This is a genomic window from Brevibacterium sp. UCMA 11754, from assembly GCF_021532275.1.
Taxonomy (GTDB): Bacteria; Actinomycetota; Actinomycetes; order Actinomycetales; family Brevibacteriaceae; genus Brevibacterium.
Genome location: NZ_JACBOT010000001.1, coordinates 56,975 through 76,292, shown reverse-complemented (window position 1 = coordinate 76,292; position 19,318 = coordinate 56,975). Strand labels below are relative to the sequence as shown.

Sequence of the window (19,318 nt, the reverse complement as noted above, 5' to 3'; positions counted from 1 at the left end):
AGCCACGCACAACACCGGAGCAAGTCGTGAGAACCACAGAAACAGAATCCACTCCCGATGTGAGCACTGCGGCAGGCGGGAGTTTCGAAGGACCACTCGCCGGCGTGCGCGTCATCGACCTCTCGAAGATCCTCGCCGGACCCTATGCCACGATGTCACTGGCCGACCTCGGTGCCGAGGTGATCAAGATCGAGCACCCTGATGGGGGAGACCCGACACGTGCCTGGGGCCCGCCGATGGTCGGCGCCGATGCCACCTACTTCCACGCCGCCAACCACAGCAAGAAGTCCGTGACGATCGACCTCAAATCCGATCGGGGACGGGCGCAGGTCCACGAACTGTTGGCCGAGGCCGATGTCCTCGTCGAGAATTTCAGGCCTGGCAGCTCCCTGCAGACGATCTTTGACTACAAGGAACTCTCGGCGCTGTTTCCGCACCTCGTCATCCTCCACATCTCCGCCTATGGGGACCACGGCCCGATGCGCGATGAACCCGGTTACGACATGGTCGCCCAGGCTCGCGGCGGCCTCATGTCCTTAACCGGTGAGGCAGGCGGCCCGCCGATGAAGTCAGGCTTCGCCATGGGCGACCTGGGTGCGGGACTGTTCGGAATCATCGGCATCGTCTCTGCGCTCTTCGAACGAAGCCGGACCGGCCGCGGCCAGTACCTGACGACCTCCCTCTACGAAGGGCAACTGGCGTTGCACGTGAACTGGGCGACGAACTACTTCGCCGACGGCAAACGCCCACAGGCTCTGGGTTCCGGTCACCCCAACCTCGTGCCCTACCAGGCTTATCCTGCCGCCGATGACTACTTCGTCATCGCCATCGGCAACGATTCACTCTGGCAGGGTCTGTGCACGGTCATCGATCGCCCCGACCTCGGCGACGATGAACGTCTGATGGCCAACCGGGGACGTGTGGAGAACAGGGAGTTCCTCAACGAGGAGCTCTCCCGCACTCTGCGCACTAACTCTGTCGACCACTGGTGTGAGAAGTTCTCGGCCGCAGGTATCCCGGCAGCACCGATCAAACACCTCGACGAGGTCTATGCCGATCCGCAGACCGAGGCCCTGGGAATGGTTCAGACCGTCGAGCACCCCACCGCCGGACCGATGCGACAGGTGGCCTTCCCCGTCAACTTCAACGGAGTTCGCCCTCCGGTCCGCTCCGCACCACCCGTACTGGGCGCGGATACGGAGGACATCCTCGGCGCGGGATCGCATCCGACCGCCAAGGCACCGACAGCACCGACCGCTGCCCCCACCCGCGGCGACGGCCACTTCGACAACGACGACCGCCATCTCGACAACGACTGGAGACTGACATGACCACGACCACCACCGACCGCGATCAGGCGAACCGGGATAACTCCGACCTGCTCAATCTGGCCGGTCTCTTCAGCGAGGCCGAACTCGAGCTCCAGGCCGCGGTCCGGAACTTCGTCGACGAGCGGATCCGCCCGAACATCGCCGAATGGTACGAGAACGCGCATTTCCCTGTTGAGATCGTGCGCGAAATGGGCGATCTGGGGCTCCTCGGCATGCACCTTCACGGCTACGGATGCCCCGGCCGATCCGCAGTCGAATACGGCATCGCCGCACTCGAACTCGAAGCCGGGGACTCCGGACTGCGCACCTTCGTCTCGGTTCAGGGATCACTGGCGATGTCTGCGATCCACAAGTTCGGTTCTGAGGAGCAGAAGAACCGGTACCTGCCGGGCATGGCCAAGGGCGAGATCATCGGGTGCTTCGGCCTGACCGAACCCACCGCGGGGTCCGACCCAGCGTCCATGGCCACGACTGCCACGCGCGGCGACGACGGCACCTGGACGCTCAACGGTGCCAAACGGTGGATCGGGTTGGCCTCGATCGCCGACGTCGCCGTCATCTGGGCTGCGAGCGACGACGGGATCCGCGGCTTCCTCGTCCCCACCGACACTGCAGGCTTCACGGCGACTCCGATTGAGCAGAAGCTGTCGATGCGCGCCTCGATCCAGTGCGACATCACGCTCGACGAGGTTGTCCTCCCAGCCGATGCCATCCTGCCCGAGGTCAGAGGGCTGAAGGGCCCGTTCTCCTGCCTCAATGAGGCCCGTTACGGAATCATGTGGGGCGCGATGGGCGCGGCCCGTGACTCCTACGAGGTGGCGCTGAAGTATGCGCAGGAGCGTCTCCAGTTCGATAAGCCGCTGGCCGGTTATCAGATCTCGCAGGAGAAGCTCGTCAACATGGTCCTCGAGATCCAGAAGGGGATTCTGGTCGCCGTGCAGACGGGGCGGCTCAAGGACGCAGGAAATCTCGACCCGGTCCAGATCTCGGTCGGCAAACTCAACAACTGCCGCGAGGCCATCGCCATCTGCAGGGAGGCGCGCACGATGCTCGGCGGCAACGGCATCACGCTCGAATACTCACCGCTGCGTCACGCGAACAATCTCGAATCCGTGCGCACCTACGAAGGCACCGACGAGGTTCACACGCTCATCCTCGGCCGCCACATCACCGGTGAGCAGGCGTTCAGGTAGAACCCGGATTGGAACGGCCGACCCTAGGAGCGGTGCCGCGAGACTCCTGCCACCCATACCTCGGCGGGGGTGCGCAGAGCTCCGACGTCGGTGATTGGATCGCGGTCGACGAGCACGAGGTCGGCCCGGGCACCTTCGACGATCCGGCCCCGATCACGCAGGTTCAGCGCCTCGGCGGCAGACGAAGTGGCCGCACGAATCGCCTCCCCAGTCGTCATCCCGGCGGTGATGAGGTAGTCGAGCTCGTCGTGCAGTGAGGGCCCATGGTGGACCGGGGCGAACGGAGTTTCGTTCGCATCGGTGCCGGCGATGACCGTGATTCCCGCAGCGAGCATGGCGCGAACATTATCGAATACGACCGCAAAGGCGGCATCCGCATGGTCGCCGAGGCGGGCGTCGGCCATTGCTCGCATCATCACGAGTGTGGGGGAGACGACGGTGCCGCATTCGCGCATCCGATCCAGGGTTCGCGGTTCCAGCGCTCGGTCGAGCGGGGCATGGGTGAGGACGTCGACGTCGGCGTCGAGACCGCGGTCGAAGGCCGCCGCTGTGACGACGTGTGCCACGGTCAGCAGCCCACGCGCATGTGCTCCATCGACGATCGCCCTCAGCGTCTCGATGCTTAGGGCCGGGACCTCTGTGGCGGCAGGGTCCTCGATGATGATCTTGATGAGATCGGCGCCGTTGTCGACTCGCCAGTCGAGGAATCGCTTCGCGTCGTCGGGGCTGGTGACGCCGGATTCGGCAGGGAATCCCATCATCTCGATCTGGGTGCTGCCAGGCGCCGAGGCGGCCGAACCTGCACTGATAATCGCCGGCAGTGCGTCGTCGGCTTGAAGCTCATGCACGAGCGAATCCGGGTGGGTGCCGAGGTCGACGACGGTGGTCAGTCCGGACCTGACGGCGTCGATCAGCCTTGAGCGTTCGCCGAGGTGGACGTGGGTGTCGATGAGACCGGGCACCAGGAATCGGGCGGCGGCAGGGTCCGGGTTTGTCGCCGGACGGATGGAGGTGATCGTCGAGGAGAACTCGACATCGACGAGTTCGGCGCCGGTCGAGGCAGAAGAGTCGAAGTCAGATGCGGTAGAACCGTTGCCCTTCGGCGCGGGGGAACCGTTGCCTACTGGATCGACGAGTCGGATATTGTGCAGCACAGTCATATCGTCACTGTACGACCCATTACCGTACAGTTCCTCATGGCGCCGGAGGATGCTCAGACTTTTGCTGACTCGCCCACCACTCGTCTCATCTGCTGTCCTGCCCGACGGAAGAGCGACCGCATCCACTGATGCTCCGGATCGTTCTTATGGGCGGGATGCCACCAAAGTGCATTCACCACAGGCACAGCCTCGAAGGGCGGACGGAGAGCTCGCAGCCCCTCGAAGTAGCGGGATTCGCTGGCCAGTCCGGCCTGGACGATCCCGAGCCGATTGGTGCCGCGGATGAAGAAGGGGAGTGCGAGGAAGCTCTCAACGACAGAGTCGACGACAGGTTCTACCCCCATCCCTTCGAGCTGTTTGTTCACCGAGGTGAAAGCCGTGCGCGACTGGTACGTGAAGACCCAGGGATTGTCCTCCAGATCCGCGAGAGTCAGTTCATCACCGATGCTCGGGTGGTCCTCGCTGACGAGAACCACCCAATGGTCGGTCCACAGGTCGAGGTGGTTGAGGTCCTCGAGGTGCCCGTGGGGGATCATGATCCCGTCAGAGGCCCGCAGGCGATTGGGGTCCTCGACGATCCCTGGGGTGTGCAGTTCGAATCGGAATTTCACTCTGGGGGCGGCCTCCTTCGCCAAACGCGATACGGACTGCCCGATCGTGGCGAATCCGTAGTCCGATCCGAAGATCCGGAACTGTCGCGTCGACGTCTCCGGTGACCACTCGGCTTGGCTCTCGAACACCCGGCGAACCGCGTCGATGGCAGAGGGGACTTGTGCGGCCAGCCTCACCGCCATCGGAGTCAGCTCACTTGCATTGCCGCGCCGGACCAGCAATGGGTCACCGAAGTGTTTGCGCAGGCGAGCCAGCGAAGCACTCAGCGCGGGTTGGCTGAGGCCCAAGCTGTCCGCCGCTCGGGTGACGTTGCGCTCTGTGAGCAGCGCATCGAGGGCGACTAGCAGGTTGAGATCAAGCCGCGACATCAGCGGAGATGTGGTCATGAGGGCAGTCAATCACATCATTACGGTTTATGGTAGACATCACCAATATTCGTTGGATTTATGCGATGGGGGTCACTAGCGTGAAGTGCAGATCAACTCAACGATGAAGGAATCCACCATGATCAAACTTCTTTCCCACCTGTCCTCCGTCTCCATCGCAGCCCCCGATGTCGAGGCCTCGGTCAAGTTCTACGAAACACAGGTCGGAATGACTGTCGTCGATCGGATCGACGGTCGTGTGTATCTGCGCTGCTGGGGCGACTACTACCGCTACAGCCTGGTGATCGTGCCCGGCGCCGAACCCGCACTGGAGTCGATGACCTGGCGCACCTCCTCCGCCGAAGCCCTGAGCGAAGCCGCCGACCGCATCGCCGCGGCCGGAGTCGACGTCGAATGGTTCGACGGCCACACGACCGGTCGCTCACTGCGTTTCACCGGACCGTGGGGACACACGATGACCCTCCACTGGGACGTCGAGCACTACCGTGAGACGACCGGGGACGGGGCCTCCGTCTACCCGGACCGGCCCACACGCCGCAGCCGCTTCGCGGGTGCGCCGCGCCAGCTCGACCACGTCACCGTCGCAACTGCCGATGTCGACGCGTTCGCCAAGTGGTACAACGACGTCCTGGGCTTTCGGCTCATGGCGCGCACCGAGCTCGACGAGGCCCCGGTCTCCGTGTTCTCGGTGCTCACGACGAACGAGAAGTCCCACGACCTCGGCGTCGTCATGGACGGATCGTCGCGCCTCGGTCGCGTCAACCACTTCGCATTCTGGGTCGACACTCGTGAGGAACTGCTCATCGCCGCCGATACTCTCATTGAGAACGGCGTCGGAATCGAGTATGGACCGTCCATCCACGGCATCGGCGAGCAGAACTTCCTCTACTACCGGGATCCGTCCACGATGCGCATCGAACTCAACACCGGCGGGTACCGCAACTATGTCCCGGACTGGGAAGCGCAGACCTGGCACCCTTCGCAGGGGTCGAACAACTTCTACAAGAACTCTCAGATGCCCATGTCGATGACCGAATCCTTCCCGCCGGCCGACGGCCCTTCGGCAACCGAGGAAGGCGTCCCCGACGAGATCAAGTCGGCGCTGCTCAACCCCTATGCGCAGCAGGGTCGCGGCTGAAGGATTTCGCAGAACTGATTTCGGGATCCACACGCAACGCAATCCACACGCATAGGAGAGGCACCACCATGACACTTGACTCACCATTCGCCCTCGCACGTTTTCGCGACAACGGCACCACCAGCACCGGCCCCGGTGCCACCGCAACCACCGTCGTCGGCTCGGTCGCAGGACAGGAGCCGGCCGCCCTCGGACTCGTCGCCGGCGATCTCATCCGAGCACTGAGCACAGCCGACCTGGGAACTGCGAACCTCAATGAGTTCCTCGCCGACCCGGACTGGGACCGCCTGGCGGCATTGGCGGCGGAGGCTTCTGCCGATGCAGGTCAGCTCTGGCGTCCTCTGGACTCCGTGACTCTCACCGCGCCGGTCGAACCACGCCAGGTGCTTCAGGCCGGCGCCAACTATCGCGATCATGTCATCGAGCTCGTTGCCTCGGGGCTTTCGACCAACACCGACCTCTCACTCGACGCCGCCAGAGATCAGGCGGCGACGATGATGGATGCTCGTGCTGCCAACGGTGAGCCCTACATCTTCATCGGACTGCCTTCCTGCGTCGTCGGAGATGATGAGGCACTGCAGCTTCCCACGTCGAGTGACACCCATGACTGGGAGCTGGAGCTGGCGGCCGTGATCGGCAAACCGGCCTTCCGGGTCAGTCGCGAGGAAGCGCTCGAGCATGTGGCCGGCTTTACGATCTGCAACGACATCTCCACCCGAGAATTCACCTTCAGGAAGGACATGAAGGAGATCGGCTCGGACTGGCTGAAGTCGAAGAACTCACCGGGTTTCCTGCCCACGGGCCCATTCCTGGTCCCGGACCGATTCGTCGATCCGGCAGACCTGGATGTGAGGCTCGAACTCAACGGCGAGGTCAAACAGGACGCGAACACCTCAGATCTCATGTTCGACCTCGCCGCGCTGCTGTCGACCGCCAGCCAGACCGCACGGCTGCTGCCCGGTGACCTGCTGCTGACCGGCAGTCCGGCCGGCAACGGCCAGCACTGGAAGCGGTTCCTGCGTGACGGTGACGTGCTGACCGGCTACATCTCAGGACTGGGCACACAGACCATCCGCTGCGTCGACGAGCCCAGCACAGCCGATGGCGTACGGGAAGGAGTCCGATCATGAACGCATCGACTACCTCGGCGGGAAATCAAGGGAGCCTGGAGGATCCCGGCTCGATCGACAGGCGCGACCCGGAAGCGGAGGTCGGCAAACGGGCCCAGGCCTATCGCAACTGGGGGCGTTGGGGTGATGACGATGTGTTGGGCACACTCAACTTCATCGATCAGGCCAAGCGCATCGAAGCCGCGGCCCTCGTGCGCACCGGGCAGACCGTGTCACTGTCGCTTCCCTTCGAGATGGACGGCCCCCAGAAAGGGTGGAGGCGCCGCACGAACCCCGTGCACACGATGCTCGACACCGGTACGGATGCCGAAGCGGCCAACCAGGGGTTCCCCCACGGAATGGGCGGAGCCGACGATGTCATCGCAATGCCGCTGCAGTGCTCAACCCAGTGGGACGGACTGGGACACATCTTCGACCACGGACATGCCTGGAACGGTCGCCGATCCGGGAGCGTGGTCACTAGCGAAGGCGACCTGGTCACCGGCATCGAGCACACCGCCGACGTTCTCGTCTCCCGCGGAGTCCTCCTCGACGTGGGACGCCATCTTGAGCCCGAGAGTACAGAGCTGCCGGACTCCTTCGCCATCACGGGCGAGCATCTGGCCGCCACCGCGGCCGCCCAGGGCGTCGACATCCGCCGAGGCGACATCGTCCTCGTGCGCACCGGTCAGCTGACCCGAGCACTGCGCGACGGGTGGGGCGAGTACGCGGGCGGTCCCGCACCAGGGCTGTCACTGACGTGCGCCGGGTGGATCCACGACTCAGACATCGCTGCGATCGCCACAGACACCTGGGGCTTCGAGGTCCGTCCCAACGAATTCGACGTGCCGGCATTCCAGCCGCTGCATCAGGTGGCCATTCCTAATATGGGTCTGACGATCGGGGAGATGTGGAAACTCGACGAGCTGGCTCAGACCTGCCTCGGCGAGGGCCGGTGGGACTTCCTGCTGAGCGCACCGTCCCTGCCCATCACCGGTGCCGTGGGCACTCCGGTCAACCCGATCGCCGTGTTCTGATGCGCCCGCACAACGTGACCAAGGAGGTTCGATCATGACCAGAGCAGTGAACACCGCCGCCATCGTCGGAGCGGGGGCGGCAGGGCTCGCAGCAGCCATCCGACTCGCGCGCAGGGGAGTCGACGTCGACCTGTACGAAGACAAGGCGGAGCTTGCCGCCACCGGCTCCGGCATCACCCTGCAGGGCAACGCCCTGCGAGTCTTCGACGATCTGGGAATCTGGGAGAAGATCCGTGCCAAGGGGTTCATCTTCGACGGCCTGACTCTCCGCGCGCCCGGCCCCGGAGCACCCGTCGTCGCCGAACTGCCGGAGGTCAAGACCGGTGGGCCGGACTACCCGGCGGGGATGGGAATGCACCGGCCGGATCTGGCATCGATCATGTTCGATGCCGCCGTCGGGGCCGGGGCCAGAATCCACTTCGGCAATACGGTGACAGGACTGTCCCAGGACGACAGCGGGGTCGACCTCGAAACGAACGGTGAGCACGCAGGCCGCTACGACGTGGTCATCGGAGCCGATGGCCTCAACTCTTCGGTGCGATCGCTGCTGGGAATCGAGACCGCACCGGTGCCCAACGGCATGGGAATCTGGCGTGCTTTCGTCCCCCGTCCCGCCGAGGTGGTGCATACCGAGCTCTACTACGGCGGACCCGTGTTCATCGCCGGGTACACGCCGACGAGTCAGGATTCGCTCTACGCCATCCTCGTCGAATGCGCCCAGGACCGCACCGGAGTCACGAGCGAGCTGGGCAGGGCGATCATGATCGAGGAGTCCGCTGCCTACGAGGGTCCCTGGAATGACATCCGGGAATCCTTGGCCGTGGGGAACGCTCATGTGAACTACACGCAATTCACCTCTCACCTCGTCGAGGGCGAGTGGAACCGCGGTCGAGTGGTCATCATCGGCGATGCGGCCCATTCCTGCCCGCCGACCATCGCGCAGGGCGCAGCACAGTCGCTCGAAGACGCATCGGTCCTCACCGAACTGCTCCTCGAACACGACAGCCTCGGCTCTTCCCTCTGGGACGAATTCCACGCCCGCCGAGTTCCGCGAGCGTCGGCAGTCGTCGAAGCCTCACGTCAGCTGGCGCAGTGGCAGCTGGACGGGAACCGGGACGCGGACCCGGGAGCTCTCATCATGGGAGTGGCACAGACGATGGCGGAACCCGCATGAGCGCCGGCGCCGAGGCGAAAGACGCCAGCACAGCCCCCGCCCCCGTCACCGATGTCCATGCGCACGCGATCATCGCCGGGCTGGAGGACTCCGTGCAGCAGCGGGCACCAGAGCAGTTCGCGCTCGCCGCACAACTGGATCTGACACGCAACGGCTCCGAATCGGCAGCAGTTTCCGGCGCCATGGTCGGTTCTCGGATACCGAAACTGACCAGCCTCGGCACGCGCATCGCGGACATGGACGCGCAGGGAGTCGACTTGCAATGGGTGAGCCCCTCACCCAACCACTACTATCCCTGGGCCGATGAAGACCTGGCGGTGTGGATCGCCCGGGAGGCGAACCTGAGAATCTCCGACCTTGTCGCCGAGGCACCTGACCGGCTGCTCGGTCTGGGCCTCGTACCCCTGCAGCATCCGGAGCGCATCGTCGAGTGCGTTGATGACGCGGTACTGGGACGCGGTCTCATCGGCATCGAGATCCCCTCATTCGCCGGAGACGTCGAACTCTCCGACGGCCGGCTCGAACCGTTCTGGGCGAGGATGGAAGCACTGGGCGCCGTCGTCTTCGTGCATCCCTTCGGCTGCAGCCTCGATGAACGCCTCGACCGGTTCTACCTCAGCAACACCGTGGGTCAGCCGGTGGAGACCGCGACCGCACTGTCGCACCTCATCTTCGCAGGCGTTCTCGACAGGCACCCGAGATTGAAGGTCGTCGCCGCGCACGGTGGCGGCTACCTGCCGACGACCATCGGGCGCTCCGACCACGCATGGAACGTTCGGGAGGATGCCCACGGCTGCGCCGAAGAGCCCTCGTCCTATCTGAACAGAATCTGGTACGACACCGTCGTCCACGACGCCAGACAGCTGCGCCATCTCATCGAGGTCGTCGGAGCCGACCGTGTGCTCCTCGGCAGCGACTATCCCTTCGACATGGGCCTGGATGATCCCGCACGCGAAGTGGCGGGAATGCTGAGCACCGAGGGATTCGACACCGAGGTCTCAGATGCGCTGCTGCGCAGCAATGCCGCAGCGATGCTGAGGCCGACAACCGTTTCCGGACAGGAGAGGACGAGACAATGAGGATTGCACGCTGGGAAACGTCGACCGGGCAGACCGGCGAAGGCTTCGTCATCGATGATCGGGTGGTGCCGTTCCCGCAGGGAGCCACCGTCGCCGAGGTGGTGGCCGGGGGACTCGATTACGCCCGTGAGCTGCTGGCCCAGTCGACGACCACGACAGGAACGCCTCTGTCCGAGGTGGTTCTGCAGGTGCCATTGGCACCAGCGAGCATTCGTGACTTCGTCGCCTTCGAAGAGCACGTGGAGGGCATCAGCGGATCAGTCGATGGAAAGAGTGAGGTCGTGCCCGAGTGGTACGAGGCACCCACCTTCTACTTCACGAACCCGCACACCGTCTCACCCACGGCAGCGACTGTGCCGATTCCCCAGACCCAGGCCATGGATTTCGAGGCGGAACTCGCAACCATCATCGGGGGAGTGGCGGGATCCTTGGGTGAGAACCTCACCGTCGACCAGGCGGGCGCTCACATCTTCGGATACACGGTCATGAATGACTGGTCCGCGCGTGACCTGCAGTCACGGGAGATGAAGGTGCGTCTGGGGCCATGCAAGGGCAAGGACTTCGGTATGACGTTGGGCCCCTGGATCGTCACTGCCGATGAACTCGAGACGTTCGTCGACGAGGATGGATTCCTCGAGCTGCGCGGCGAGGTCCACATCAACGGCGAGCTCGTCGGCGAGGACCTCGTGTCGAACATGGGATGGCCCTTTCCCGAACTCGTCGCCTACGCCTCCCGCAACTCCTGCATCGTGCCCGGCGACGTGCTCGGCTCCGGCACGATCGGCAATGGCGGCTGCCTCGGAGAGCTGTGGGGCATCGGCAGCGCTCGGGCTGCGCTGGAACCCGGTGATGTGGTCGCAATCAGCTTCGAAGGAATCGGCGAGATCACGAACACTGTGGGCGAACGAGTAGCCGCTCCGGAAATACCCCGAGCACGGGTGCGTTCGCGATCACGCCGGAGGAGCAGCTGACCAACCTCCACTGTCGTCACCGCAGGGGAGGATCTCTCTAGAGCGGAAACCCGATCCCCGTCAGCTCTTCCGACACAGTCCACAGACGTCGGGCGACCTCGGCGTCACTTGCCTCAGCAGAGCGGCCGACGAGTTTCGGTTCGCCGCGAGTCTGCTGGAAGCCTCCCGGACCCACATAGCTGTTGCCCGGAATGTCCGCGGTGGCCGCGCACAGCGTCGGCAAAGCTCCGTGCTGTTCACTTTGGGAAATCAGGCCAATGGCGGCAGCGCTGATGGCATCACGGACACGATGTCCACTCCGGCCGAACAGATTCGTCGCCGCCAGTCCAGGATGGGCCGCGATCGCAATGACCGGCGAGGAACATTCGGTCAGTCGGCGCTGCAACTCGGACGTGAAGAGCAGGTTCGCCAGTTTGGACTGCCCGTAGGCAACCATGGGCTTATAAGGTCTGCGCTCCCAATTGAGATCATCGAAATCGATCGCCCCGGACTTATGGGCCAGGGAGGAGAGCGTGACCACGCGATCGCGGATCTGCGGAAGGAGCAGATTCGTCAGTGCGAAATGCCCGAGGTGGTTGGTCCCGAACTGCGACTCGAAGCCCTCGGCCGTGCGTCTGAGCGGCGGAATCATGATCCCGGCGTTGTTGATGAGGATGTCGATGGGGTCAGTGAACGTCTCCGCGAACGATCGCACCGAGCCGAGGTCGGCGAGGTCGAGTTCTCGGACCTCGACATCTCCGCCCATGGCCTCCGCGGCAGCCCGCCCCTTCTCGAGGCTGCGCACCGCAAGCACGACTCGGGCGTCCACTCCGGCGAGGACGAGAGCGGCGGCCTTGCCGAGTCCGCTGTTGGCTCCGGTGATGACAACGGTGCGTCCTGTCATCGAGGGGATGGTGTACTCAAGGGTTGTCGGCATACACGCCATCGTAGACTCTGCGCGCCAGCACCGGATAGCAGACGGAGGGTCGGCCGGCGGCGGACAATGTTAGGGTTGCCTTCGTGCCGAAGACTCCCTCATCAGGTTCGATCCTCCTCCGCAGAGCCGCCCGGCGCCGCCTCAAGCTGCTTGTGCCGGGAGCCATCACATTGTCGATGTGGCAGGTCTGCGAAGCCCTCGTGCCCGTCGCCATCGGAATCATCGTCGACCGTGCGATCATTCCCCTGTCCCTTCCGATGCTCATCGTCTCGATCATCGGCCTCGGTCTGCTCTTCACCGTGCTCAGCCTCGGCTACCGTTTCGGTGCGCGGTTCTGCAATGCCGCGCGCGAACACGAAGCCCACGCCCTGCGCGTTGAAATCACCCACGCCGCGCTCACCTCGGCGAACCTGCCGCCCGATCGCGCCTCCGGTGAGGTCCTCTCGATCGCCTCTGCAGACGCCGACACCGCAGCGCAGTCGTTCGCCCAGGCCGGGCGCGGCATCGCCTCGGTGCTGGGCATGGTCGCCGCCGCAGTATTCCTCCTCATCGCTGACCCAGTGACCGGGCTCGTCGTCCTCATCGCCGTGCCCATCGGGCTGCTCATCGTCGCCCTTCCCAGCCGTTCCGTATCCGCGAAGGCCGCAACCCAGCTCGAAGCAGTGGCCGGTGCCGGTCGTTCCGCATCCGACCTCATGCACGGTCTGCGCGTGATCAAGGCCATGGGCGGTGAGCCCTGGGCCGTCCGCCGCTACGAGAAGACCTCCGACGAGGCCGCGACAGCCGGCATCGCCACCGGTGAGAGAACAGGCCGACTCGCAGGCCTGGGTGCTCTCGTGATGTCGACGGTGCTCGCAATCGTCCTCGTCGTCGCAAGCCTGCGGCTCATCGAAGGGCAGATGAGCGTCGGGGCACTCATCGGCATCCTCGGTATGACCGCATTCCTCACCGAACCGATGCGCGCGCTCGCCGAGATCGTCGGCCTCTTCGCCCAATCACACGGCGCGGCAGGCAGGATCGCCCGGCTCCTGACCGACATCGACTCCGCCGAGGCTGTTCCCTCGGACGCGACACTCACCTCGACCGACGCAGCCGCTGAGACAGAATCCGACGAGACAGAATCCGACAAGAGGGCCCCGCGCCGAGGCGGGAGGCCGACAAGGATCCACATCAGTGACACTGCGGTCGACGTCCGCGATTGGGCAGTCGGTGAGAACCGCAGCGTCGACTTGACCACCGAGTTCGGCTCACTGACGTGCATCGTCACCGAGAGCGCCGAGCCGACGACGGCACTCCTCGCAGCGCTGGCATCCCATGCCCGTGGGACGAGTCCCGACCAGATGATCGTCTCGCCCCACACCGTCGACCTCTTCGAGGGCACGATCCGCTCCAACATCACCATGGTCGTCGGCACGACCGACCACCCCGTCCCCGCCGAGGTGCTCCTCGCATCGGGGGTCGACGAACTTCTCGGACTCGTCGACGGGGGCCTGGACCACCGAATCCAGGAACTCGGCGGCAACCTCTCGGGCGGCCAACGGCAGCGCGTCGCCCTTGCCCGAGCGCTGAATGCCGACCCGAGCATCCTCGTCCTCCACGAACCCACCACCGCCGTCGATGCCGTCACCGAGGCACGCATCTCGAGCGGCGTGAGCGATCTGCGTCGGGCCAGCCGATCGGCTGCCACCGTCATCGTCACCAGCTCTCCGGCATTCCTGGCAGCCGCTGACACGGTTGTCTTCGTTCCTGCGAACGGACAGGTTCTCATCGGCGGCCACGCCGAACTCCTCGCCGCGGAGTCCGCGGCCGCAGAGTCCTACCGTCAGGCGGTGACCCGATGACCGAATCTCCCGCGCCCGCTACTCTGTCGATCGCCTCGAGGCGACGCTCCTTCTCCCACCTGACACCGTTGCTGAGGGCGCGAAGCGGATGGCTCGTTGTGCTCGCCGTCTCGGGTCTGGCCAACGCAGGTGCCGGTCTCGTCGGGCCCTGGGCGATCGGCCGCCTCGTCGACGAACTGCCCACCGGCGCCGGCCCGGATCTCGTCTGGACCTGCGCGATCGCCGTTGCGGCCGCCGGCATCGTCATGGCGGTGGGCACGTGGGTCAGCGCGTGGTCACTGGCCCATATCGCCATGCCCGTCGTCGCCGAGCTGCGCACCCAGGTCGTCGAATCCGCGCTCAGACTGGATTCCCAGCGCATCGAGAAGACCGGCACCGGCGACCTGGTCTCCCGCGTCGCCGACGACTCCCGCAAGATCAGCGAGGCCGCCGCCCAGGTGCTGCCGCTCGTTGTCGAATCGCTGCTCATCGTCATCGTCTCCGCCGTGGGCCTGGGCACGATCGACTGGCGACTGGGCATCGTCGGCCTCGTCGCACTGCCGATGTACTGGCTCACCCTGCGCTGGTATCTGCCCCGCTCGGAACCGATCTACAAGGAGGAGCGGGCGGCGTTCGGCAGGCGCGCCGGTCGGCTGCTGGGCGGACTCACCGGAGCACAGACCCTCCGTGCCTACCGCGCCGAGGACGGCGAGCTGACCCGCATCGACTCGGCCTCCGGCGAGGCCCGTGACCTGTCGATCAATGTCTTCCGCTTCCTGACCCGTGCCTTCGGACGCAACAACCGCGCCGAGGCCGTCGTGCTCTCCCTGCTCCTCGTCGCCGGATTCGCTTTGGTCTTCACCGGTGAGACCACGGCCGGGGCAGTCACGACCGCTGCCTTGGTCTTCCACCGTCTGTTCAACCCCATCGGGGCGCTGGTCGGGCTCTTCGACCAGATCCAATCCGCCGGCGCTTCGCTTACGCGCATGGTCGGCGTCATCGATGAGGCAGGCAGTTCGCCGAGGCGGACGAGCGACGTCATCATCGACTCTCCGGCCCTCGTGCTCGAGGACCTGTGGTTCACCTACGACGAGGATCCGGAATCGAGCAACCACGTCCTCAAGGGTGTGACTCTGCGACTGGAGCCGGGCGAAGTCGTCGCCGTCGTCGGCACCACCGGGGCCGGGAAGTCCACGCTGGCACGGATCGCGGCCGGACTCTCCGCACCCACGCGCGGACTGGCGCGACTCGAATCCGGCACAGCCGCCTCGGCGAAAGAGTGCACCGAACATGAACAGCCGGAGGCTCTGACCGCGCTGCCCGAATCCGTGCTGCGCGGCCACATCACGATGGTCGCCCAGGAGGTCCATACCTTCAACGGCACCCTGCACGACAACGTGGCCCTGCCCGTCCCGGACGCTTCGGACGAATTGGTCACTGCGGCCTTGGACACGGTCGGAGCCGATTGGGTGAGCGAGCTAGCACACGGTTCCGACACCGAGATCGGTGACGGCGGAACCCGTCTGAGCGCGGTGCAGGAGCAGACGATCGCACTCGCCCGTCTGGTGCTGGCGAATCCGGACTTCGCGATCCTCGACGAGGCCACCGCCGAGGCGGGATCCGCCGGAGCCCACACTCTCGAGCAATCGGCCAGGGCCGCACTCGCCGGGCGCGGAGCTCTCGTCGTCGCCCACCGCCTCAGCCAGGCCGAGACCGCTGATCGCGTGCTCGTCATGGAGCACGGACAGATCGTCGAAGAGGGCCCACACGAGGAACTCGTCGCTCAAGGCGGCCGCTACGCCCGGCTGTGGGAGGCGTGGTCGGCCTGAGGCCTCAGGCGTCAGCGAGGATCGCGAGTCAGCTCAGACCCAGCACCGCCGTCGCGATCGAGAAGTAGAGGATGAGGCCAGTGGCATCGCAGAACGTGGAGATGAAGGGGTTGGAGAACACCGCAGGGTCCGCCCCCACCTTCTTCGCGATGATCGGCATCAGACCGCCCACGGTGGCCGCCATGATGCATACGGACAGCAGGGTGAGCCCGATGACCAGGCCGATCGCCCACCCGTAGACGAGGCCGGCGACGAGGAAGCCCAGCAGGCCGAGCACGGCTCCCAACAGTGCGCCGACCCGCAGCTCCCTCCAGATGACGCGGCCGAGGTCGCGTACCCTCACCTCGCCGACGGCCAGCGCCCGGGTCACTGTCGTCGCGGCCTGGTTGCCGGTGTTGCCGCCCGTGCCGGTCAGCAGGGGGATGAACAGGGCCAAGATGACTACCTGATCGAGCCGGTCCTCATACACTTCGAGGACCTGGACGGTCAGGATCGCGGAGACTGCGAGGACGAGCAGCCAGACGATGCGGCTCCGCACCAGGCGAACGATGGTGCTCGACAGGTAAGAACGGTCGAGGGGTTCGGAACCGCTGGACCGAGCGATGTCCTCCGCGTCCTCCTCGTCGACGATGTCGAGGACATCGTCCATCGTGAGGATGCCCACGAGCCGTTCCTCCTCGTCGACAACCGGCATCGCGATGAGCCGGTGCGAGAGGAACTGCCGGGATGCCTCCTCACGGTCGGTGAGCGCATGGGTGCTGATCGAATCGCGGACCATGTCACCGATGATCGTCGAGGCGTCGGCGGCGATGAGATTGCGCAGCGACACGACACCGAGGAGCACACGGCCAGGGCCGACGACCGGCAGCAGGTAGACGGTTTCGGGGCCGTCGATGCGGGAGTGCACGACCTCCATCGCCTCGGCGGCCGTCCAATCCTCGTGGAGGCTGAGCACCTCCGGGGACATGTACCGGCCGATCGCGGACTTCGGATACCCGAGAACCGCCGTCGTCATCTCCCGTTCCTCGGCGTCGAGTCCGCTCATGAGCCGTCGGGTGACATTGGCCGGAAGCTCACCGAAGAGTTCGGCACGGTCGTCGGGGTCCAGGCCCTCGACGATATCGGCGATCTCCGGTTCGCGGAGGTTCTGGATCAGGTCCGCCTGATAGCTCGGTGTCAGATTCTCGAACACCGCAAGTGCCCCGTCCTTGTCCAGCACTCGGAACAGGACCGCCGACTGCAGCGGGGTCGTCGTGTGGACGAGCCGGGTGAGCTCAGGGAGGGAGACCTGGTGCGCGAGATTCGCAACGGTGTCCATGGCCGATCGGTCGATTCGTCCCGACAGTGCGGATTCGAGGCGGTCTGCCGCCGAGTCGTCCACCGTCATGTCTGTCATGACTGCCCCCTTACATCCGCTGTCTCTGTCATCGCTGTCCACCATATGCCACAGCGCGAGGTTACTTCGGCACTGCCCGAACCGTTGGAGTCCTAGCATGGAGGCATGAGCAGGGCACACCAGGAATCGGCACCGGACATCGCCGCACTCGCATCGGCCATCGCCGAGCCCACACGAGTGATGATCTGCACCTGCGTCCTCGACGGCAGAGCCTGGACGCTGACCGAGTTGTCCCGTGCACTCGGGCTGCCGATGTCGTCGACCTCGGAACATGTCAGCATCCTCATCGACCGCGGAGTCCTGGCGGAACGCCGTCAGGGCAGGCACCGCTACGTCCAACTCGCCTCGGCAGACATCGCCGATTGGCTCGAGCACACCGGAGCCCTGGCAGGCCAGCGGGTCGAATCGGCCTCGTCTCTGGCTGCGAAGACTCGTGACCGTCACCTCCTCGAGGCGAGGACCTGTTACAGGCACATCGCAGGAAAACTCGGCGTCCGATTGTTCGCAGCCCTGACCGCACGCGGGTGGATCGACGAGGCGGTGACCGTGACCGATTCCGGTCGGGAGGCAATCGCGAAGGCGTGGGGCATCGACGTGCCGACCACAGCGACATCTGCCCGACCGGTCACACAACGGTGCCTCGATTGGACGGAACGGCGGACCCACCTCGGCGGGTGGCTCGGAGACGAACTGTGCCGAGAATTCATCGACCGCACGTGGATCACGCGCCGACCGAGCAGTCGAGCACTCAAACTCACACCGACCGGTCGGGAGAACCTCGACTGGATCCTTGCCGCAGAGGTGACACAGCTATGAGCAGACAGTCCGCACCGATCCCGGCCTTCCACCGTCTGCACCGCCCGGGGGAGCCGTTCATTCTGCCCTGCGCCTGGGACGTGGCGAGTGCCCGCTTGTTCACCGAGGCTGGTCACCCTGCCGTCGGCACGACCAGTCTCGGTGTGGCAGCCGGGATCGGCGCCGCCGATGAGGACCGCGAGACTCTGACCGCGATGGCCGCTCTCATCACGAACATGCGGCGAGCACTGCCAGAGGGCCTGCTCACCTGCGACTTCGAAGATGGATACAGCGACGATCCGAAGGGCGTCGTCGATATTCTGCGAAGGAGCTTCCCGAGTCTGCCTGCCCCGGCGGGCGAACATCGCGCCTCAGCTGAGGGTGTCCTCGCCGTCGACGGCATCAACATCGAGGATTCCGCTCGCGGTCGACTCCTCCCCGCGGTGGCGCTCGCTGGCAAGGTGAACGCGATCAAGGACGAATTTCCGGATCTCTTCGTCAATGCTCGGATCGACACCTACTGGACAGGGCAGGACAACCTCGGCGATACCCTCGACCGGATGCGGCGCTACGTTGATTCCGGAGCCGATGGGATCTTCGTTCCCGGCGGCCTCGAACTGAACGTCATCAGCGGCATCGTCGATGTCTGCCCGCTGCCGGTCAACGTCCTCGCCAGTCCTCGCTTCTCGCTCGAGCAGTTGGCCGAAGCGGGCGTGGCGAGGATCAGCACGGGTTCGCTGCTCTATCGAACTGCGGTGTCCATGGCTCTGCAGTCGTTGGAGGGTCTGGCTTCTGGCCGACCGGTACAGACCGCGAACGTCCTGTCATATTTCACGGTCTCGGACGTGGACTCATAGCCCCCGTCGCTCGATCCCATCGTCGGCGAGTGCGTCGACATCGAGGTCATCACCGGAAAGTTCGGCTACCTCTGCATCGTCGTGGTCTTCGGAGATCATGTGATCGCTGCGCCGGTTTCCCTGTTCGGCCGCGGGTGAGGAATCGGCAGTGAACTCGTCCGGTATGTCGGGCGCTGCGTTTCCCGATTCCATGTCTTTGGCGTCCAACAGCTCGTTATCGGCACCTTCGATGCCGGTTCCCTCCGGACCTTCGGCGCCGGGTTCGACAGAGGGAGCGGACGAAGCGTCGAGATCGCTGTCGACGTCGACGGCGTCGGCCTCAGCCGCGTTGAGCTCTGGGTCGTCCAAGTCATCAGCGGTGGGCTCGTCGAGCGTCGGGTCCTCGACCTCCAGCTCGTCCTGCCACTGCGTCGGTTCGTTGGGATTGTCGCTCATGATCTCTCCTTCGCGTGTGGTCGATCAGTATAACTCTCACGGACATTGTTGCACGCGAGCTCGGCCTTGCCGAGAGGGTC

17 protein-coding genes are annotated in these 19,318 nt (G+C 65.1%); 12 read left to right on the top strand and 5 right to left on the bottom strand.

Going from position 1 to position 19,318, the window contains the following annotated elements; genetic code table 11:
• Positions 1 to 26 precede the first annotated feature (26 nt).
• Complete coding sequence (locus HX613_RS00375) at positions 27 to 1,331, top strand: CaiB/BaiF CoA transferase family protein (protein WP_235343500.1); 1,305 nt, start codon at positions 27 to 29, stop codon at positions 1,329 to 1,331.
• Positions 1,328 to 2,524 (top strand): acyl-CoA dehydrogenase family protein, encoded by a 1,197-nt coding sequence (locus HX613_RS00370; protein ID WP_235343499.1) that lies wholly within the window; start codon positions 1,328 to 1,330, stop codon positions 2,522 to 2,524. The genes HX613_RS00375 and HX613_RS00370 overlap by 4 nt, the downstream gene beginning before the upstream one ends.
• A gap of 23 nt (positions 2,525 to 2,547) precedes the next feature.
• Here the strand turns inward: HX613_RS00370 and HX613_RS00365 are convergent, their stop codons facing one another.
• Together HX613_RS00365 and HX613_RS00360 are read right to left on the bottom strand one after the other, a co-directional pair.
• On the bottom strand, positions 2,548 to 3,684 hold the full coding sequence (locus HX613_RS00365; RefSeq protein WP_235343498.1) for an amidohydrolase family protein: 1,137 nt from the start codon (positions 3,682 to 3,684) through the stop codon (positions 2,548 to 2,550).
• A 53-nt stretch (positions 3,685 to 3,737) separates the two neighbouring features.
• Positions 3,738 to 4,682: a LysR family transcriptional regulator gene (locus HX613_RS00360; RefSeq protein WP_235343497.1), complete on the bottom strand. Its 945-nt coding sequence runs from the start codon at positions 4,680 to 4,682 to the stop codon at positions 3,738 to 3,740.
• A gap of 118 nt (positions 4,683 to 4,800) precedes the next feature.
• On the opposite strand from HX613_RS00360, the gene HX613_RS00355 reads away from it, so the two are divergent.
• The 6 genes from HX613_RS00355 (at position 4,801) to HX613_RS00330 (ending at position 11,190) form a co-directional block, all read left to right on the top strand.
• Positions 4,801 to 5,820 carry a VOC family protein gene (locus HX613_RS00355; RefSeq protein ID WP_235343496.1) on the top strand — a complete coding sequence of 340 codons (1,020 nt, stop codon included), beginning with the start codon at positions 4,801 to 4,803 and terminating at the stop codon, positions 5,818 to 5,820.
• Between the two features lie 68 nt (positions 5,821 to 5,888).
• On the top strand, positions 5,889 to 6,950 hold the full coding sequence (locus tag HX613_RS00350; RefSeq protein ID WP_235343495.1) for a fumarylacetoacetate hydrolase family protein: 1,062 nt from the start codon (positions 5,889 to 5,891) through the stop codon (positions 6,948 to 6,950).
• Positions 6,947 to 7,966, top strand: coding sequence for a cyclase family protein (locus HX613_RS00345; RefSeq protein WP_235343494.1), 1,020 nt, complete (start codon positions 6,947 to 6,949; stop codon positions 7,964 to 7,966). Before HX613_RS00350 ends, HX613_RS00345 begins: the two co-directional genes overlap by 4 nt.
• Positions 7,967 to 8,000: 34 nt before the next feature.
• Positions 8,001 to 9,140, top strand: coding sequence for an FAD-dependent monooxygenase (locus HX613_RS00340; RefSeq protein WP_235343493.1), 1,140 nt, complete (start codon positions 8,001 to 8,003; stop codon positions 9,138 to 9,140).
• On the top strand, positions 9,137 to 10,219 hold the full coding sequence (locus tag HX613_RS00335; RefSeq protein ID WP_235343492.1) for an amidohydrolase family protein: 1,083 nt from the start codon (positions 9,137 to 9,139) through the stop codon (positions 10,217 to 10,219). Before HX613_RS00340 ends, HX613_RS00335 begins: the two co-directional genes overlap by 4 nt.
• Positions 10,216 to 11,190 carry a fumarylacetoacetate hydrolase family protein gene (locus HX613_RS00330; RefSeq protein WP_235343491.1) on the top strand — a complete coding sequence of 325 codons (975 nt, stop codon included), beginning with the start codon at positions 10,216 to 10,218 and terminating at the stop codon, positions 11,188 to 11,190. The genes HX613_RS00335 and HX613_RS00330 overlap by 4 nt, the downstream gene beginning before the upstream one ends.
• A 37-nt stretch (positions 11,191 to 11,227) precedes the next feature.
• On the opposite strand, the gene HX613_RS00325 is transcribed toward HX613_RS00330, so the two are convergent.
• A complete protein-coding gene (locus HX613_RS00325) occupies positions 11,228 to 12,106 on the bottom strand; it encodes an oxidoreductase (protein ID WP_235343490.1) in 879 nt (292 codons plus the stop codon).
• A gap of 83 nt (positions 12,107 to 12,189) precedes the next feature.
• On the opposite strand from HX613_RS00325, the gene HX613_RS00320 reads away from it, so the two are divergent.
• Together HX613_RS00320 and HX613_RS00315 are read left to right on the top strand one after the other, a co-directional pair.
• Complete coding sequence (locus HX613_RS00320) at positions 12,190 to 13,947, top strand: ABC transporter transmembrane domain-containing protein (RefSeq protein ID WP_235343489.1); 1,758 nt, start codon at positions 12,190 to 12,192, stop codon at positions 13,945 to 13,947.
• Entirely contained in the window at positions 13,944 to 15,755 is a 1,812-nt protein-coding gene (locus HX613_RS00315; protein WP_235343488.1) for an ABC transporter ATP-binding protein, read from the top strand. The genes HX613_RS00320 and HX613_RS00315 overlap by 4 nt, the downstream gene beginning before the upstream one ends.
• A 28-nt stretch (positions 15,756 to 15,783) precedes the next feature.
• On the opposite strand, the gene mgtE is transcribed toward HX613_RS00315, so the two are convergent.
• Complete coding sequence (gene mgtE, locus HX613_RS00310; RefSeq protein ID WP_235343487.1) at positions 15,784 to 17,151, bottom strand: magnesium transporter; 1,368 nt, start codon at positions 17,149 to 17,151, stop codon at positions 15,784 to 15,786.
• A gap of 105 nt (positions 17,152 to 17,256) precedes the next feature.
• Here mgtE and HX613_RS00305 point away from each other — a divergent pair, with 105 nt between their 5' ends.
• Together HX613_RS00305 and HX613_RS00300 are read left to right on the top strand one after the other, a co-directional pair.
• Positions 17,257 to 17,967 (top strand): ArsR/SmtB family transcription factor, encoded by a 711-nt coding sequence (locus HX613_RS00305; protein ID WP_235343486.1) that lies wholly within the window; start codon positions 17,257 to 17,259, stop codon positions 17,965 to 17,967.
• Entirely contained in the window at positions 17,964 to 18,803 is an 840-nt protein-coding gene (locus HX613_RS00300; protein WP_235343485.1) for an isocitrate lyase/PEP mutase family protein, read from the top strand. The genes HX613_RS00305 and HX613_RS00300 overlap by 4 nt, the downstream gene beginning before the upstream one ends.
• Here the strand turns inward: HX613_RS00300 and HX613_RS00295 are convergent.
• A complete protein-coding gene (locus HX613_RS00295) occupies positions 18,798 to 19,238 on the bottom strand; it encodes a hypothetical protein (protein WP_235343484.1) in 441 nt (146 codons plus the stop codon). The two genes, HX613_RS00300 and HX613_RS00295, sit on opposite strands and share 6 nt — an antisense overlap.
• Positions 19,239 to 19,318 lie beyond the last annotated feature (80 nt).

Coding starts and splice junctions, on each gene's coding strand:
- HX613_RS00335 (WP_235343492.1), top strand. CDS start 9,137: ATGAGCGCCGGCGCCGAGGCGAAAGACGCCAGCACAGCCCCCGCCCCC.
- HX613_RS00345 (WP_235343494.1), top strand. CDS start 6,947: ATGAACGCATCGACTACCTCGGCGGGAAATCAAGGGAGCCTGGAGGAT.
- HX613_RS00295 (WP_235343484.1), bottom strand. CDS start 19,238: ATGAGCGACAATCCCAACGAACCGACGCAGTGGCAGGACGAGCTGGAG.
- HX613_RS00365 (WP_235343498.1), bottom strand. CDS start 3,684: ATGACTGTGCTGCACAATATCCGACTCGTCGATCCAGTAGGCAACGGT.
- HX613_RS00355 (WP_235343496.1), top strand. CDS start 4,801: ATGATCAAACTTCTTTCCCACCTGTCCTCCGTCTCCATCGCAGCCCCC.
- HX613_RS00315 (WP_235343488.1), top strand. CDS start 13,944: ATGACCGAATCTCCCGCGCCCGCTACTCTGTCGATCGCCTCGAGGCGA.
- HX613_RS00305 (WP_235343486.1), top strand. CDS start 17,257: ATGAGCAGGGCACACCAGGAATCGGCACCGGACATCGCCGCACTCGCA.
- HX613_RS00360 (WP_235343497.1), bottom strand. CDS start 4,682: ATGACCACATCTCCGCTGATGTCGCGGCTTGATCTCAACCTGCTAGTC.
- HX613_RS00325 (WP_235343490.1), bottom strand. CDS start 12,106: ATGCCGACAACCCTTGAGTACACCATCCCCTCGATGACAGGACGCACC.
- HX613_RS00330 (WP_235343491.1), top strand. CDS start 10,216: ATGAGGATTGCACGCTGGGAAACGTCGACCGGGCAGACCGGCGAAGGC.
- HX613_RS00300 (WP_235343485.1), top strand. CDS start 17,964: ATGAGCAGACAGTCCGCACCGATCCCGGCCTTCCACCGTCTGCACCGC.
- HX613_RS00370 (WP_235343499.1), top strand. CDS start 1,328: ATGACCACGACCACCACCGACCGCGATCAGGCGAACCGGGATAACTCC.
- HX613_RS00340 (WP_235343493.1), top strand. CDS start 8,001: ATGACCAGAGCAGTGAACACCGCCGCCATCGTCGGAGCGGGGGCGGCA.
- mgtE (WP_235343487.1), bottom strand. CDS start 17,151: ATGACAGACATGACGGTGGACGACTCGGCGGCAGACCGCCTCGAATCC.
- HX613_RS00350 (WP_235343495.1), top strand. CDS start 5,889: ATGACACTTGACTCACCATTCGCCCTCGCACGTTTTCGCGACAACGGC.